This is a genomic window from Amycolatopsis sp. 3B14 (genome assembly GCF_050958625.1).
In the GTDB taxonomy this organism is placed as follows: domain Bacteria; phylum Actinomycetota; class Actinomycetes; order Mycobacteriales; family Pseudonocardiaceae; genus Amycolatopsis_E; species Amycolatopsis_E thermoflava.
The window spans coordinates 87496-103127 of sequence record NZ_JBHZEN010000036.1 but is presented as its reverse complement, the minus strand read 5'-3'; the positions used below and the strand labels follow the sequence as shown (position 1 = coordinate 103127).

Sequence of the window (15632 nt, the reverse complement as noted above, 5' to 3'; positions counted from 1 at the left end):
CCTCATTTCGGGCCGTACACGACGAACGGGTTGCCCCACGGATCGGTGAGCACGGCACGGATCTCGTGCGGCCCCTCCGCCGGTTCACGCACCACCGTGGCGCCGGCCTCCGACAGGGCGCGCACCGCGGCGGGAACGTCGGTCACTTTGTAGGACGCCGCGGGCCGCCCCTGCGTCACGTCCTCCTCCGGGCCGGCCAGCGCCAGCGTCGCGCGGCCGCCGTCGAGCGCGGCATACCGGTCGCCGTCGGCGAACTTCAGCGGCAGCCCCAGCGCGTCGCGGTAGAACGCGACTGCCTTGGCCACATCGGTCACCGGGTACAGGACGTTGCCGATCTCAGTCATCTGCTGTGCCTTTCTGGTAGCCGCCGCCGTGCGCGAAGATCTCGCGCGGGTTGACGACGAGCATCTGGTCCACCTGCTCCCGGGTCACCCCGCGCGCCAGCAGCGCGGGCACCACGTCCTGGCTGATGTGCAGCCAGTGCCAGTTCGGGTGCTGCCTGCGGCGCTGCTCCGGATCGGACATGTCCGACCAGCACGACGTGTCGTGCGAGAGCACCATCCGGTTCGCGTGCCCGCGCCGGCACATCTCCACGACGATCTCGACCCGCTTGTCGAACGGGACGGTCTCCAGCCCGAAGCGGTCCATGCCGAGGTAGGACCCCGCCGCGACCAGCTGTTCGAGGTAGTCGAAGTCGTCGGTGTCGCCGCAGTGGCCGATGACCACGCGCGACAGGTCGACCCCCTCCTCGGCGAACACCCGCTGCTGGTCCAGCCCGCGCCGGGTGCCGGCGTGGGTGTGCGTGGTGATCGGCACGCCGGTGGCCAGGTGCGCCCGCGCGACCGACCGCAGGGTCCGTTCCACGTCGACGGTGAGACCGTCCACATCGGTCACGCACTTGAGCATCGCCGCCCGGATCCCGGTGTCCCCGATGCCCTCGGTGATGTCCCGCACGAAGTACTCGAACAACAGGTCCGGACCGCCGAGCGGTGCGCCGGGGCCGCGGAAGTGGAAGTACACCGGCAGCTCGTGCAGGACGTAGGCGCCGGTCGCCACGACGATGTTCACCTCGCTGCGCCGGGCGACCTCGGCGACCCGCGGCACGTACCGCCCGAGGCCGAACACGGTCAGGTCCACGATCGTGTCGACGCCGGCCGCCTTGGCCGCCGCCAGCCGCTTCACCGCCTCCTCGATCTGCACGTCCTCGTCCCACCCCGGGGCAGGCCAGTTCTCGCGCACCTCGGGGCTGGTGACGAAGACGTGCTCGTGCATCAGCGTCGTGCCGAGCTCGTCCACCGGCACCGGGCCGTTCGCGGTCGGCACCGTCGGCGCGCTCATCGCACGGTCTCCGGATGCACGATGTGGTTCTGCGCGTGCCACGGCTGGTGCGCCTGGAACCCGCCGTCCACGATGATGGTCTGGCCGGTGATGTACTTCGCGGCGGGCGAGGCGAGGAACACGATCGTCTCCGCGAGATCGCGCGGCTCGGCGAAATCGGGGACGAGCAGGTTCGCGTCGTAGGCCTCGAGCTTGTCCCGCGACAGGTTCTTGCGCGCCGTGGGACTGAGCACGAGACCGGTCGCCACGGCGGCGCACCGGATACCGAGCTTGCCGTGACTGGTGGCGATCGACCGGGTCAGCGAATACTTCGCCGCCATCGACGCCGCGTAGGCGACGTGCACGGTGTCGCCGCTGAAACCCGAGGTTGAGCCGACGTTGACGATCGACCCGCCCCCGCTCTCGATCATGACCGGGATCGCGTGCCGCGCGCCGTACACCGCGCCGTAGAAGTTGACCGCGAACGTCCGGTCCCAGTTCCACTCCGGCGTGCTGACGATGTCCAGGTCGGTGACGTGGATGTCGTGGTCGTAGACGACGGCGTTGTTGACCAGGACGTCGATGCGGCCGAACGTCGCGGCGGTCTCCTCGACCATCCGGCGCACCTCGTCCTCGACCCCGACATCGGCCACCACGGTGTGCGCCTGTCCCCCGGCCTCGGTGATCTCGGCCGCGGTCTGCTTGGCGCCGTCGCCGTTGATGTCGTTGACGGTCACCGCGTACCCGCGTGCCGCGAGCAGCAGTGCGGTCTCCTTGCCGATTCCCTGGGCCGCCCCCGTCACGATGGCCACCTGGTTCACGAGCGCCTCCTCGCCAGTGTCGCAGCCGTGTCGATTTCGAGGTCGTCACCGAGCACGACCCCGTAGGCGGACTCCGCGGCCGCGCGCGAGACCTTGCCCGCCAGCACGTCCGCGCGGACCGCCTCGGCGGGCCGGTCGTGCGGATCACCCAGGCCGCCGCCCCCGGTCGTCTCCACGACGAACGCCTCCCCCGCCCGGAAGGGCTCGTTGTTCACCTTCGACTCCAGGCGTTCCGTCACCCCGTCGGCGGTCAGCCGGTAGAACCCGCCCGGCACCCCGGGGCGTCCACCGTCGCGTCCCGGCGGTCCCGTCCGCAGGCGGTCCCCGCGGGTCGTGACGTAGGCGTCGGCGAGCAGCCGGAACACCGTGCGGGTGCCCAGACCGCCGCGCCACCGCCCGGCGCCGCCGGAGTCGGGCAGGTATTCCACCGCCTCCACCACGAACGGGCACCGCACTTCGACCGGTTCCACCTGCGGCACCGAGTTCCGGCCCAGTCCGAAGTGGACTCCGGTGGCGTCGGGGCCGTCCTTGCCGTGCCGCGCGCCGACGCCGCCGTACTCGTAGGCCAGGTGCACCCAGTAGGGCGCCTGCTGGGCGGCGATGGAGAACGGCTGCAGGATGCCCGAGGCGGCGATGGCCCGCTCGGGCACCGCGTCCGACATCGCCTGGAAGACCGCTTCCATGGCCGCGTAGGCCGGCAGGAACCGCCCGCCGCACGGGTAGGGCGAGGTGGCGTTGAGGAGGCTGCCCTCCGGCAGGCGCACGTCCAGCACCCGCAGGCACCCGTCGTTCATCGGGATCGTCGGATCGAGGAAGCAACGTGCGGCGAACACCGCCGCTGCCAGTGACTGCGACAGGCTGGCGTTGACCGCCGCGGCCACCTGGTCGTCGGTGCCGGCGAAGTCGAGCACCAGGCGGTCACCCTCGGCGGTGACCGCGACCTGCACCGTGTAGGACTGCCCGGGATGGATGCCGTCGTCATCGATCACGTAGGACGAGCGGTACTCGCCGTCCGGGAGCTCGGCGATGGCCGCCCGGGTCCTCGCCTCCGTGTAGGAGAGGTAGGACTCGACACCGGCGGCGAACCGGGCGGCACCGTGTTCCTCGATGAGGGCTTCCACGCGGCGGGCGGCCGTGGTCGCGCCCGCGATCAGGGCACGCACATCCCCGAGGACCTTCTCCGGTGTCCGGCTGTTGAGCGCGAGGATGCCGGTGATCGACTGCTCGAGCCCGTCCGCGGTGGCGATGCGCACCGGCGGGAGTTGCAGACCCTCCAGGAAGATCTCCGTGGCCAGCGAGGCCATGCCGCCCGCCGAGGCCCCGCCGATGTCGGACACGTGGATCAGCGTCGCGGTGAAGTACTCCACGGTTCCGTCCACGAACACCGGGCGGAAGATCAGCAGGTCGTTGGTGTGGATTCCGCCCTTGTAGGCGTCGTTGGTGACGAACACGTCGCCGGGCCGCATGGTCTCGACCGGGATGTCGGCCAGCAGGTAGGGCACCGCCACCGACAGGGCCATGCTGTTCATCAGCGTGGTCGCCATCGAGTGCGCGATGAGCCTGCCGTCCTTGTCCAGGATCGCGGCGGAGGCGTCCGAGCCCTCCACGATGAAGGTCGAGTAGGCCGACTTCACCACCACGATGCTGGCCTCTTCGGCAGCCACCACCAGGGCGTTGCGCAGCACCTCGGCGGTGAGGTCGTCGGCGATCACTCCGGTCATCGGGTGGCCTCCTTCCGGGTCAGAACCACGGTGAACGTCTCGTCGACCTGGGCCGACCAGTTCGGCGGGACGACGATCGTGGACTCGTGGTCGCCGATGATCGCCGGGCCGTCCACGCGGGTCCCCGGCGCCACGGCATCGCGGTCGAGCACCGGGGTCTCCCGGTACTCGCCGTACTCGGCGAACCACACTGGCCGGGTGCTCGCGGGAGCGCCGGTCCCGGCGGGTCGTCGCCCGAGCGGGACCCTCGGCACCTTCTTCGTCACCCGCACCCGGAAGCTCACCAGCTCGAGGGGGCCCCGAAGGGCGATGCCGTAGGCCTGGCGGTAGCTGTCGAAGAACACTTCCCTGAGCTCGCCGAACGTCTCGCCGGTGAGCGGCCAGGACGGCAGGTCGACCCGGATCTCGTGCGCCTGGCCGACGAACCGGACGTCGACCGACCGGCTCACCTCGACGTCACCGGCGTCGAGCGCCACCCCGAGGTCGTCCGCCGCGCTCCGTTCCAGATCGCCGAAGATCAGCTCCAGCTCGCCGAAGTCGCCGCGTGGCTCCGGCAGGACGCGGGTCACCACGCCGTCGGTGCTCAGGTCGGTGGCCAGCAGTCCGACCGCGGAGCCGACACCGCACGAGGGCGGCACGATCACGGTCGGGATGTCGAAGCGCTCCGCCACCCGGGCGGCGTGCATGGGGCCCGCTCCTCCGGAGGCGACCACCGCGAACCCGCGCGGGTCCACCCCGCGCTGCACCGTCACGACGTGCACCGCCGAACCCATCGTGGCGTTCGCGATCTCGTGGACGGCGTTCGCCGCCTCGGCCACCGACACGCCGAGCGGCCCGGCGAGCCGGTCGGCGACCGCCTTCTCAGCCAGTTCCGGGTCCAGCCGCATCGTCCCGCCGGCGAACGTCGCCGGGTCCAGGTAACCCAGCACCAGGTTCGCGTCGGTCACCGTGGGCTCGGCGCCGCCGAGCGCGTAGCAGGCCGGCCCGGGCGACGAACCCGCCGAGCGGGGGCCGACCCGCAGCGCACCGCCGTCGTCGACCCACGCGATGCTGCCGCCCCCCGCGCCGACCTCGGCCAGGTCGATAGCGGGGACCTTGATCGGCACCCCGGTGCCGGCGCGGCGGCCGCCGAAACTGCCCTTCCCGCCGACGTGGAACTCGTGGGTGATGTCGGGCACGCCGTCGCGGACCACGCACGCTTTCGCCGTGGTCCCGCCCATGTCGAACGAGATGACGTCACGGTGCCCGGCCGCGAGCCCGGTGAAGCGCGCCGCGATGACTCCCGCGGCCGGGCCGGACTCGATTGTGGCCACGGCCCGCCGCCCGGCCAGGTCCGCCGACATCACCCCGCCGCCGGACTCCATGACCTGCACCCGGCACCGCACACCGAGATCGGCCAGCCGCGCCTCCAGGCCGGCCAGGTAGGAAACCATGATCGGGCCGATATAGGCCGACATCAGCGTGGTGGTCGAGCGCTCGTACTCGCGCATCTCGGGCCAGATCTCCGACGAGGCCACGACCGTCGCTCCGGCCGGCAGCTCCTCGCGCAGGATCTCGGCCACACGGCGCTCATGGACCGGATTGGCGTAGGAGTGCAGCAGCGACACAGAGACGGAGCGGATGCCCCGGCTCGTGATCCGGCCCGCGATCGCCCTGACCGCGCCCTCGTCCAGGTCACGGAGCACCTTGCCATCCGCACCCACCCGCTCCGGCACCTCGAAGCAGTCCTCCACCGGGACCGGCGAGGCGGGCGGGTCGAAGCGCAGGTCGAACCGGTCCTCCTCGACCCGGGCGTAGCGGCCCAGCGGCAGCATGCTGCGGAACCCGAGCGTGGTGACATGGGCGACGCGCACGCCCTGCCCCTCGAGGATCGCGTTGGTGGCCAGTGTCGTGGCGTGCACGACGCGGCCGACCTGCTCGGGCCGCACCCCGGCGGCGTCCAGGGCCGACCGGACGCCGGTGACGATGCCCCGGGCCGGGTCGTCGTGGGTGCTCAGGGTCTTGGCCACCGCGGCCTGCCCGTCGGGCCCGGCGAGCACGACGTCGGTGAAGGTTCCACCGACGTCCACGCCGAGCGCGTAACTCTGGTCCAAGATGTCCACTCGGGTCGCTCCTACTTCGCGTTCATTCCGGCGTCGACCGGCAGGACGACCCCGGTGACGTACTTGGCCTCGTCCGACGCCAGCCACAGGACGGCGTGGGAGATGTCGCGGGGCTCCACCCACGGGATGGGCAACAAGTTGGTGGCGGTGAAGCTGTCTTCGACGTCGCTCTTGGCCGGATGCTCCAGGTCCGGCCGGAAAACGCGGAACGTGGTGTCGTTGATGATCATGTCGGTGTCGACGTTGCCGGGGTGGATCGTGTTGACGCGGATGCGGTGCTCGGCGAGTTCCATCGCCAGCGTCCGCGCGAGGCCGACAACCCCGTGCTTCGACGCGGCGTAGTTCCCGTAGTTGGGCACCCCCTTGAGCCCGGCGGCGGAGCTGGTGATGATCACGGATCCGCCCTCGCCCGTGGCGAGCAGGTGGGGAACCGCGGCCCGGATGGTGTGGAACACGCCGGTGAGATTCACGTCGATCGTGGTCTGCCACAGCTCGTCGGACATCTCCCAGAGCTTGCCCGGCATGCCGAAGATCCCCGCGTTGGCGACGACCACGTCCAGCCGTCCCAGCTCTGCCACCCCGTCGGCAACCGCCCGGGTCAGCGCGGCCCCGTCCCGCACGTCGGTTCGCGACGTCACGATGCGGCGACCGAGCTTCTCCACCAGCGCCTGGGTCTCGGCCAGGTCCGCCTCGGTAGCCCCCGGGAACGGCACCGTCGCCACCGGTCCCGCGATGTCGACGGCGATGATGTCGGCGCCCTCCTCCGCCAGCCGGACGGCGTGCGCCCTGCCCTGGCCTCGAGCCGCTCCGGTGACGAGTGCGACCTTTCCTGCCACACGTCCCATGACTGCCTTCCTTCCTTCAGCCGCAACCGAGTGCGCGGGCCACAGCCGGCATCCAGCGCACGATGGGGTAGGACTCCCAGCGCGGCGGCTCGATCCACAGCACGTCGTCGTTCTCCCAGTTGAGCGTCACCCGCGGGTGCGCGGTCTCGCACCGGTACGAGTGCACCCGCCAGAACCCGCCACGCGGGTCGGGCAGCCGGAGCACGGGACCAGCCACAAAGGACTCCAGATCGGCACGGCCCAGCCCCGTCTCCTCCCGCACCTCGGTCACCGCCTGCGCGACCGGCGGGGCGCCGGCCGGGACGAACCCGGTGACGCAGTGCCAGCGCCCGCGGTCGGACGCGACGGCCATACTGCGCCGCAGCAGGCACATCCGGCCGCGGTGAGTGAGCATCACCGCGACCACGTCGCCGCGCGGACCGATCACGGCGCTACCCACCCAGACCAGTCAACCGCTCGACCATGCGGCGGCGCAGCGAGTAGGGCGTGAACTTCGCGAGCCACGAAGCCACCACGTCATCGGCGCCGAGGCGCGTGCGCAACGGGGGCCGGGGACCATCCAGGACATCGCAGATCCGCAGGGACGCCTTGTAGCTCCCCCTGCTGTAGCGGCCCAGCCCGGTGAGCTTCGGTAGCGCGCGCTCGGCGAACCCGCGGTAGGCGCTCGACGGCGGAAGCACCGGCACGGTCGCCCCTCCGAAGCCCGTGTCGTGGTTGCCGGGCTGGAACACCACCACGTCGACCCCGAAGGGTCGCACCTCGATCGCGAGCGCCTCACACCAGCCTTCCAGCGCCCATTTCGTCGCCGCGTAGACCGAGAACATCGGGTGCGGAACGTTGACCGCGTTGCTCGACACGACCCCGATGCGCGCGGATCCGTCGGCGCGCAGCGCGGGCAGGACCCGCTGGGTCAGGTCCATGACACCCACGAGATTGGTCTCGAGCACGTGCCGGTACACCTCGGCGGGAAGGTCCTCGAAAAAGCCGGTGGTGGTGTAGCCGGCGTTGTGCAGGATCGCGGTGAGCCGTCCACCGGTGGCGTCGAGGAGGTGCCGTGCGGCCTCGGACCGAGAGGCTTCCGAGGCCACGTCGAGGGGCACGACCTCGAGGGCGGACTGCGGCGCGCCCACCCGGTCGGCCAGCTCGCGCAGACGGTCCTGTTTCGCCGTGTCCCGCATGGACGCGAAGACCTGCCACCCCCGCTTCGCGAGCATGACCGACACCTCGCACCCGAAACCGCTGGAAGATCCCGTGACCAGGATCGTCTTCATCGGCGCTCTCCCATCGCGACGGCGGGAACGGGACACACTCATTCTCAACCCAACCAAGCACTTGGTCAAGTGCCGATCCGGTGCGGACATGGGAAAGCCCGCCTGCCGCGGCGGCAGACGGGCCTTACCAGACGGTGGGTCAGTGCGCGGAGACCGCCGGCGCCTGCTCGACGGTTTCGGCCATCGCCTGCCTGCCGTGCCGCATCGCGATCGCGGCGATCAGGCCGGCCAGGCAGATCAGGGCTCCGAAGGCGTAGGCCCAGGTGAAGGCCGTGCTGCTGTAGATCGGAGAACCCTCCACCACGGTCAGCACACTCGACGCGAGGATGACGAACACCAGCTGGACCACCACGGCGGCACCGAGGGATCCGACCACCCCGACCGTTCCGGCGCTCACCGCCTGGTGTTCCGGCGGCACGGCCGTGACCACCAGGTTCGGCACCGCCGCGTTGAGCATGCCACCGCCGATGGCGAACACGAACCAGCCGAGCAGGACCTGCCAGGACAGACTGTGCATGAACGCCAGCAGCAGGCAGCCCGCGATACCGAAGACGAACGCGAACACCAGCGGGTTGCGGGCTCCGCGCCGGTTGGCGATGAAGCCGACGGCGAAGCCCATCAGCATCGAGATGACCGCACCCGGCGACGTGAACCACGCCAGCCCGCTCGCGTCCTGACCGAGGCCGTAGTCACTGCCGACCGACCGGGGCACCTGCACGACATAGGCCAGCAGGACGAACTGGAGCGCGATCACACCCTGCGCCGCGAACTGCGCGACCATGGTGGTCATCAGCGGCCTGCGCCGCGCGAGCGCGACGTCGACCAGCGGGAACCGCGCGCGCTTCTCGAATGCGACCCAGGCGCCGAACACCACGGCACCGCCGAAGAGGCAAGCCAGGGTCGCCCCGGAACCCCATCCCCACGTCGCGCCCTGGGAGACGCCGGTGAGCAGCAGGCCGATCGACGCGCCGAGGAGCAGCGCACCACCCCAGTCGATGCCCGACCGGACGCGCACCGGCGACTCGGGCACGACGAGCATCACCAGGAACCCCAGCACCACCGGGAACGCGGCGAGGAAGTAGAACACGCCGCGGTAGCTGAAGTTGTCGATGAGGAAGCCCGCGATGATCGGGGCGAGAATACCGGTGAGGCCGATACCGGAGGTGACCACGCTGACACCGATGGCGACCAGGCGGCGCGGGAAGATGTCGCGCATGATCGAGTAGGCCAGCGGCACGATCGAGATGGCCACGCCTTCCATCGCCCGCCCGATGAGAACCACGGCCAGCGACTGCGCGAACGCGACGGTCAGGGAGCCCACCGCCATCACGGCGATGGTGGCCAGCAGGACGCGCTTCTTGCCGTAGATGTCACCCAGCTTGCCCACCAGTGGTGCGGTGACCCCGCCGACGAGGCTGAACAAAGTGGACACCCACACGATGTCCGCCGTCTGGAGAGCGGCCGCCATGTGCGGTAGCGCGGGGGTTACCAGGTTGTAGGCGTACGCGGTCTCCTCCGACAGGAGCGTCAGGACGAGCAGGACACCGATCCAGTAACCCGTCGACCGCTGCTTGACCGCGTCCGGAGATTGTTCCTGATGGACCATCGAGCACTCCCTTGTGCGGGTCCGGCCGGGACTTCCCCGGCGTGTGATGGCGACCACCGTAAGCCGATCAAGTGATCGAATCAAGTGTTCGTTGCACTTGATTTCATCCGGCCCGGAAGGTCGCCCGGCCGGCCTTGAGCACGGTGGCACCATCCGTGAGCGCCTGGAAACGGACCGCGTTGTCCTCGGGTACCGGTTCGGCTTCGACCTCGAGCGTCCCGCCCGGCAGGACCGGAGCCGAGAACCGCGCCTCGATCGAAGTCAGATGCCACGGCTCGCGTTTCACGGCAGCGGAGACCTCTCGGGCCACCAGACCCAGGGTGCAGAGCCCGTGCAGGATCGGTCCCGGCAGAGCCGCCGCCCGGGCCGCCGCGGGATCGATGTGGATCAGATGCCGGTCACCGGTGAGCCGGTAGAGCGCGGCCTGCTGCGGCAGAATCGGCACCGCCGCCCGCCAGGCCGGCTCACCGAGGTCCCCGCCGGCCTGACGCGGACCAGGATCACCACCCCAGCCACCTTGTCCCGGCAGGAAGATCGAGTAGGTGGCCGTGAAGTACTCGCACTCGGCGATCACGTCGACCACCGCCGAGCGGCCCTTGTCCCAGATGCCGCCGATGCGGCCGGAGATCGGAAACCGCCCCGAGGGCGGCAGGGCGCAATGGACGACGAGAGACTGCGCGCCGTGCAGGGCCGACTCGGGCCGGAACACGCCGAGTTCACCGGCCGCGTCGGCCACCCACAGCCCCTGCGTCAGACCGAAGGTCGGCAGCACCTTGAGGTCGCGTTCGAAGACCAGGTCGAGGTCGTGTTCGCGGGCACCCACCGCGAGCGCGTAGAGGATCGCGTCACGTTCCCCGTACTCCGCGACCCGCGTGCCGAGATCCGTGCCGGTGAACTGCGCCAGTGTCATCGGAAAGTCCTTTCCGGGGCGGCTCGCGAGGGTTGAACCGGTGTCCCCGCTGCGGTAGCTTACTGACTTGAGCAAGCGCTTGGTATAGAGAGGGAGACCGCGGATGGCACCGATTCGGGTGGGGATGGGCTACGAACTGGAGGTTCGCGGCCGCTCCCGGAAGGTCGAGCAGCGCGCCTTCGAAAACGTGCTCGAACAAGTCGTGCTGGCCGACGAACTCGGCTACAGCACGGCGTGGTTCGTCGAGCACCACTTCACGCGGGGGTTCTCCCATTCCTCCGCGCCGGACCTGGTGCTGGCCGCCCTGGCCCGGATGACCGAGCGGATCCGACTCGGCCTGGGCGTGGTGCTGCTGCCGTTCCAGCACCCGGTGCGCACCGCAGAGCGGGTCGCCACCCTGGACATCCTGTCCCGCGGCCGCGTCGAGTTCGGCACCGGCCGGGGAGCGTCCCCACTGGAGTACCAGTCGTTCCAGCGGCCGTTCGAGCAGTCCCGGCAGCTGTGGGAGGACAACCTCGACACCGTGCTGCGGATCTTCGAGGCCGACGGCGCCCCGGTGACCGCCGAGCACGAGTACTGGAGCGTGCCCGACGTGGGCGTGTACCCGCGGCCGGTACAGGAACCGCATCCGCCGGTCTGGGTCGCGTCGACCTCGCTGGACGGGTACCTGCAGGCCGCCAAGCGCGGCTACAACCTGCTGGGCATGACGATGCTCAAGGGGCTCGACGACGTCGCCGAGGACATCGCCGCCTACCGCAAGGCTCTTTCGGACAACGGTTTCGACCCCGACTCCCGCCGGGTCGCGCTGATGATCCCGTGGCACGTGGCACCGACCCGCGAGGCGGCCTACGAGAACGCGGCCGACGCGATCATGTGGTACATGCGCCGCCAGGTGAACCTGGTCGCGCCGCCCGACTACTACGACGCGCGGCACGCCACGCACCGGGTGCTCGGGCAGGAGGCCGTGGGCCGCAGCGCCGAGGACGCGCTCGAGATCCTGCGCGACCACCACATGATCGTGTGCGACGACGTGGACGGCTCCCGCAAGGCGCTGCAGCGCCTCCACGAAGCCGGAGCCACCGACCTGATCTGCCAGTTCCAGGTCGGCGGACTGGCCCAGGAGCACGTGCTCGACACCATCAAGTTGTTCGCCTCCGAAGTGGCAGGGATGTAGGGACACATGACGACGAACCTGGCCGGCGCCGAGGCCGGCACGCTGACGTGGGGAACGCGGGCGGACCTCGCCGCCACCGTGCTCGACCCGTCGAAGGCGACCGGCCTGCTCGCGGGGACCCCCACCGCCGACATCGCGGTTCCCCTGGGGCCGGTCGCACGCAAGCACGCCCACCAGCTCACCAAGGCGACACTCGCCGATGCCGGTCTCGGCGCCGGGGACCGGGTCGTGGTCGCGCTCAACAGCGACGGCGACCTCGCCGGCGCCCGTGTCGCCGAGGCGGCCGCCGACATCGCCGAGTCCGCGATCTCGGTCGGTCCGAGGGGCCGCATGCGGCTGCTCGAAACGCTCGAACGCACCCGGTCCGATGTCCTCGTGGCGACTCCCACCGGGGTCGCCGACCTGCTCGCGCGGCTGCACCTGGAGTTCCTGGTCGACCCGCTCGACCTGGAACTCCGGCTGATCCTGCTCACCGGCGAGATCACCGACGACAAGACCCGACGGCACCTCGCCCGCGAGTTCGGGGCCACCGTCGTCGAGCTCTACACCGATCCGGTCACCGGCATCCCGGTCGCCCACCGCGACGACGCCGGACGGCTCGTCCCCGCCGAGCCCGGTCTGCTCGCCCTCGCGGCGCTGGACGACAACACCCTGCTCGACCCGCCAGTGCCCGGTACGCGCGCGGAAATCGTCGTCCGGCACACCTGGCACCCCGAACTGTCCACAGTGGCCATCCGGACCGGGCACGTGACCATCGCCGGTGAGGCCGGGGTGGTGCCCGCACCGCTGCACACGGTGGGCGAGTCGGTGCTGGTGCGCGGCCGCTGGCTGTCGCTCACCGCGGTCAGGAAGGCACTCGCCAAGATCGACGGCATCTCGCGGTGGCGGTTCGAGATCTCCCGGGACGGCACGCTCGACGCCGCCCTGCTGACGGTGAGCTTCAACCGGGACAGCCTCATCCGCAACGGCATGTGGAAGTCCCGGATCGAGCAGGCGCTCACCGCCCTGACCCCGGTGAAGATCGAGGTCGCTGTGGACGAGCAGGTCCAGGAGGAGCCGCTGCCGCCGGAGGTCGTGGACCATCGCGGGCACCACCTCGGAACCGACCGGTCGGCCCTCGCGCGGTAACGCGATGACGCCTGCTGACCTGGATGGCCGGGTCGCTGTCGTCACCGGCGCGGGGAGCGGGATCGGCCGGGCGACCGCGATCGCGCTCGCCGAGGCCGGCGCTGTGGTCGTGTGCACCGACCGCGACGGCGACGCCGCCCGGGACACCGCTGACAAAGCCGGAGCCGCAGCCAATGGCGTGCACCTCGACGTCACCGATCTGCCCGCGGTGCGGGCGCTGGTCGCCGACGTCACCGCACGGTACGGCCGTCTGGACGTCTACGCCAACGTCGCGGGCGCCGTCACCTCGCGCGGGCCGGTCGCCACGGTCACCGAGGACGAGTTCGACCGCGGAGTCGCGGTGAACCTCAAGAGCCTCGTGTTCGGCTGCCAGGCCGCGGCCTCGGTCATGGCGCGCGGCGGCTCGATCGTCAACGTCGGATCCGGCACCGTCGACGCGGCAGTCCCCGGTCTGGCGGCCTACAGCATCCCGAAGGCTGGGGTGCCGCAGCTGACGCGGAGCCTCGCGCGCGAGCTGGGCCCAGCGGGGATCAGAGTGAACGCCGTCTCCCCCGGCTACATCCTCACCGCCATGACCGGCGCCCATTTCCGCGATGCCGACGACGCTCGGCGGGTCGTCGAGGAGCAATCGGCGGCCATCCCACTGGGCCGGCCCGGCGAGGCCGCCGAGGTCGCCTCGGTGGTGGTGTTCCTGGCCGGCGACGGCGCCTCGTACATCACCGGCCAGGTGATCCGCGTGAACGGAGGCAGCGTGATGCCGCTGTGACGCCCCTGCCGATCCCACCGGTTCCCGATCACTGCTTTCCCGGGCTGGCCGGGCAGACCTCGGTCGTCGTCGGCGGGGCTGGTGGCGGCGTCGGGACCGCTGTGGTGGCCATGCTGGTGCGCTCGGGCGCGCGGGTGCTCGTTGCCGACAAGGCCGCCGACCGCCTCGCGCAGCTGGAGGACCGATTCGCCGAGGTCACCGGTGTCAGGGCGGACATCACCACCGACGAGGGAATCGGCGACCTGGAGCGGGCGATCGCCGCCACCACCGTGCATTCGCTCGTCAACGTGGTCGGCGGCGTGACCCCGGACGACATCGGCCACTTCCTCGACCTGACGCCGGATCAGTGGCGGCACAGCCTCGGGCTCAATCTCGAGTACGCCGTGCGGACCTGCCAGATCACCGCTCGCCGGATGGCGGTGGGGCGAGGGGGCGCACTGGTGAACCTGTCGGTCGCCGGCGCGCGGCGGGCCATGCCGTGGTTCTCCCCGTACGGCGCCGCCCGGAGTGCACTGGAGGCAGTGACGCGGACAATGGCCGTCGAACTCGGTCCACTCGGGATCCGCGCGAACAGCGTCGCCTGGGGACTCGTGGACAGCCCACGCGCCCACTCCGGCGCGGGTTCGGACGGCCGTCTGGAGCGCGACCTGATCCCGCTCGGCCGCCGGGGCGCGGTCGCGGAGGTGGCCGCCACGGTGATGTTCCTGCTCTCCGATCTGAGCAGCTACACCACCGGACAGAACCTGGTCGTCGACGGCGGCCTGTCGTTGCGCGCAGCGACCGACGGTCCGCACGACAACATCCCCGCCTTCCTGGAGCACGAACCCACCCGCCGGAAGTTGCGTGACACGTTCGAGCGGACCACCGGGCACCTCTAGGCGGGCAGGATCCCCGGCTCGGTGATGTCGTGCCGCACCAGGACCTTGACGTGCTCGATCGCATGCGCGTCGGCGGGACGGAGGGCGGCGAAGACGTCCGCGACGGCCTCGAGCCCGGCGTAGCCGGTGACGACGGTCGCCGGATCGAACCGGCCCGCCACGATGTGCTCGAACATCACCTCGAAGGCCCGGTACCCGGTCTCCCCCTTTCCCGGCCCGCCGACGAACTCCAGCGACACGTTGGTCAGGATGCCGACCACCGGGCGGATCGGGTCGGGCACCATGCCCGCGCCGACGATCAGGATGCGGGTGAACTTCGGCACCGTCGCCATCAGACGGTCCAGCAGCCCGCGTGCTCCGGCGGCCTCGATCACGTGCAGCTGCGTGTCCGCACCCGCGTTCGCCTTCCACACCGCGACCGGGTCTTCCCGCAGCGGATCGACCACGAAGTGCGCGCCACACTCGGACGCGATCGCGCGCCGCACGGGCGAGGGGTCCGAAGCCACGATCGGGTACACCCCGCGGTGCGCCAGTTCTACGACGGCACCGAGCCCGACCGGGCCGCACCCGGTCACGATCGCACCGTCCGCCGCGGTAGTGCCGGCCCGCAGGACGGCATTGACCCCCGTCGCCATCGGCTCGGTCACCGCCGCGTGCACCGGGGACACCGAGTCCGGGATCTCGAGGTGACCGTAGGCCTGGACGACCACCCGTTCGGCCAGTCCGCCCGGGTAGTCGGTGCAGTAGCCGACGGTGTGCGGAAGACCTTCCCGGTCCACCACCGCCGGCAGGACTACCAGCTTCTGGCCCGGCCGGTACCCGTTCACGCCGGTTCCGGTGCTCAGCACCTCGGCGGTGAACTCGTGGCCCAAGACCAGATCGCGGTCCGGGTCGAACATCTCACCGGGCACGTCCGCGTCGGCATGGGCACGGAGGAAATCGTCCGTGTGCTGCCAGGCCGACAGGTCGCTGCCGCAGATGCCGGTCGCGATCGGCCGCACCAGCAGCTGCCCCGGCCCGGGTTCGGGCTCGGGCACCTCCGCCACGACGAGTTCTCCCTTGCGCAGTACCGCTGCCCGCATCGGCTGTCCCT

15 protein-coding genes are annotated in these 15632 nt (G+C 70.9%); 4 read left to right on the top strand and 11 right to left on the bottom strand.

Annotated features, from left to right (window positions below):
- Positions 1 to 2 precede the first annotated feature (2 nt).
- The 10 genes from ACCP09_RS21135 to ACCP09_RS21090 all read right to left on the bottom strand — a co-directional run bounded on the left by ACCP09_RS21135 (position 3) and on the right by ACCP09_RS21090 (position 10593).
- A complete protein-coding gene (locus tag ACCP09_RS21135; protein WP_027930164.1) occupies positions 3 to 344 on the bottom strand; it encodes a VOC family protein in 342 nt (113 codons plus the stop codon).
- Entirely contained in the window at positions 337 to 1338 is a 1002-nt protein-coding gene (locus ACCP09_RS21130; protein WP_433749298.1) for a phosphotriesterase family protein, read from the bottom strand. The genes ACCP09_RS21135 and ACCP09_RS21130 overlap by 8 nt, the downstream gene beginning before the upstream one ends.
- Positions 1335 to 2138: an SDR family NAD(P)-dependent oxidoreductase gene (locus ACCP09_RS21125; protein ID WP_433749296.1), complete on the bottom strand. Its 804-nt coding sequence runs from the start codon at positions 2136 to 2138 to the stop codon at positions 1335 to 1337. Before ACCP09_RS21125 ends, ACCP09_RS21130 begins: the two co-directional genes overlap by 4 nt.
- Entirely contained in the window at positions 2135 to 3859 is a 1725-nt protein-coding gene (locus ACCP09_RS21120; RefSeq protein ID WP_433749294.1) for a hydantoinase B/oxoprolinase family protein, read from the bottom strand. Before ACCP09_RS21120 ends, ACCP09_RS21125 begins: the two co-directional genes overlap by 4 nt.
- Complete coding sequence (locus ACCP09_RS21115; protein ID WP_433749291.1) at positions 3856 to 5961, bottom strand: hydantoinase/oxoprolinase family protein; 2106 nt, start codon at positions 5959 to 5961, stop codon at positions 3856 to 3858. The genes ACCP09_RS21120 and ACCP09_RS21115 overlap by 4 nt, the downstream gene beginning before the upstream one ends.
- 11 nt (positions 5962 to 5972) lie before the next feature.
- On the bottom strand, positions 5973 to 6806 hold the full coding sequence (locus ACCP09_RS21110) for a mycofactocin-coupled SDR family oxidoreductase (RefSeq protein ID WP_433749288.1): 834 nt from the start codon (positions 6804 to 6806) through the stop codon (positions 5973 to 5975).
- A 16-nt stretch (positions 6807 to 6822) separates the two neighbouring features.
- Complete coding sequence (locus tag ACCP09_RS21105) at positions 6823 to 7245, bottom strand: NUDIX domain-containing protein (RefSeq protein ID WP_157360570.1); 423 nt, start codon at positions 7243 to 7245, stop codon at positions 6823 to 6825.
- Positions 7238 to 8077 (bottom strand): SDR family oxidoreductase, encoded by an 840-nt coding sequence (locus ACCP09_RS21100; RefSeq protein WP_433749284.1) that lies wholly within the window; start codon positions 8075 to 8077, stop codon positions 7238 to 7240. Before ACCP09_RS21100 ends, ACCP09_RS21105 begins: the two co-directional genes overlap by 8 nt.
- A gap of 139 nt (positions 8078 to 8216) precedes the next feature.
- Positions 8217 to 9683, bottom strand: a complete 1467-nt coding sequence (locus ACCP09_RS21095; RefSeq protein ID WP_433749281.1) for an MFS transporter — start codon at positions 9681 to 9683, stop codon at positions 8217 to 8219.
- A gap of 103 nt (positions 9684 to 9786) precedes the next feature.
- Positions 9787 to 10593 carry a MaoC/PaaZ C-terminal domain-containing protein gene (locus tag ACCP09_RS21090; protein ID WP_433749278.1) on the bottom strand — a complete coding sequence of 269 codons (807 nt, stop codon included), beginning with the start codon at positions 10591 to 10593 and terminating at the stop codon, positions 9787 to 9789.
- 103 nt (positions 10594 to 10696) lie between these two features.
- Between ACCP09_RS21090 and ACCP09_RS21085 the strand changes: the two genes are divergently transcribed.
- The 4 genes from ACCP09_RS21085 to ACCP09_RS21070 are packed head-to-tail and all read left to right on the top strand — an operon-like array spanning position 10697 to position 14539.
- Positions 10697 to 11767 carry an LLM class flavin-dependent oxidoreductase gene (locus ACCP09_RS21085; protein WP_433749275.1) on the top strand — a complete coding sequence of 357 codons (1071 nt, stop codon included), beginning with the start codon at positions 10697 to 10699 and terminating at the stop codon, positions 11765 to 11767.
- 6 nt (positions 11768 to 11773) lie between these two features.
- On the top strand, positions 11774 to 12895 hold the full coding sequence (locus tag ACCP09_RS21080; protein WP_433749272.1) for a hypothetical protein: 1122 nt from the start codon (positions 11774 to 11776) through the stop codon (positions 12893 to 12895).
- A gap of 4 nt (positions 12896 to 12899) precedes the next feature.
- On the top strand, positions 12900 to 13661 hold the full coding sequence (locus tag ACCP09_RS21075; RefSeq protein WP_433749269.1) for an SDR family NAD(P)-dependent oxidoreductase: 762 nt from the start codon (positions 12900 to 12902) through the stop codon (positions 13659 to 13661).
- The gene (locus tag ACCP09_RS21070; RefSeq protein WP_433749266.1) at positions 13658 to 14539 is read left to right on the top strand and encodes an SDR family NAD(P)-dependent oxidoreductase; all 882 of its coding nucleotides are present in this window, start codon (positions 13658 to 13660) and stop codon (positions 14537 to 14539) included. Before ACCP09_RS21075 ends, ACCP09_RS21070 begins: the two co-directional genes overlap by 4 nt.
- Here ACCP09_RS21070 and ACCP09_RS21065 read toward each other — a convergent pair.
- Positions 14536 to 15621, bottom strand: a complete 1086-nt coding sequence (locus tag ACCP09_RS21065) for an alcohol dehydrogenase catalytic domain-containing protein (protein ID WP_433749263.1) — start codon at positions 15619 to 15621, stop codon at positions 14536 to 14538. The genes ACCP09_RS21070 and ACCP09_RS21065 overlap by 4 nt on opposite strands.
- Positions 15622 to 15632 lie beyond the last annotated feature (11 nt).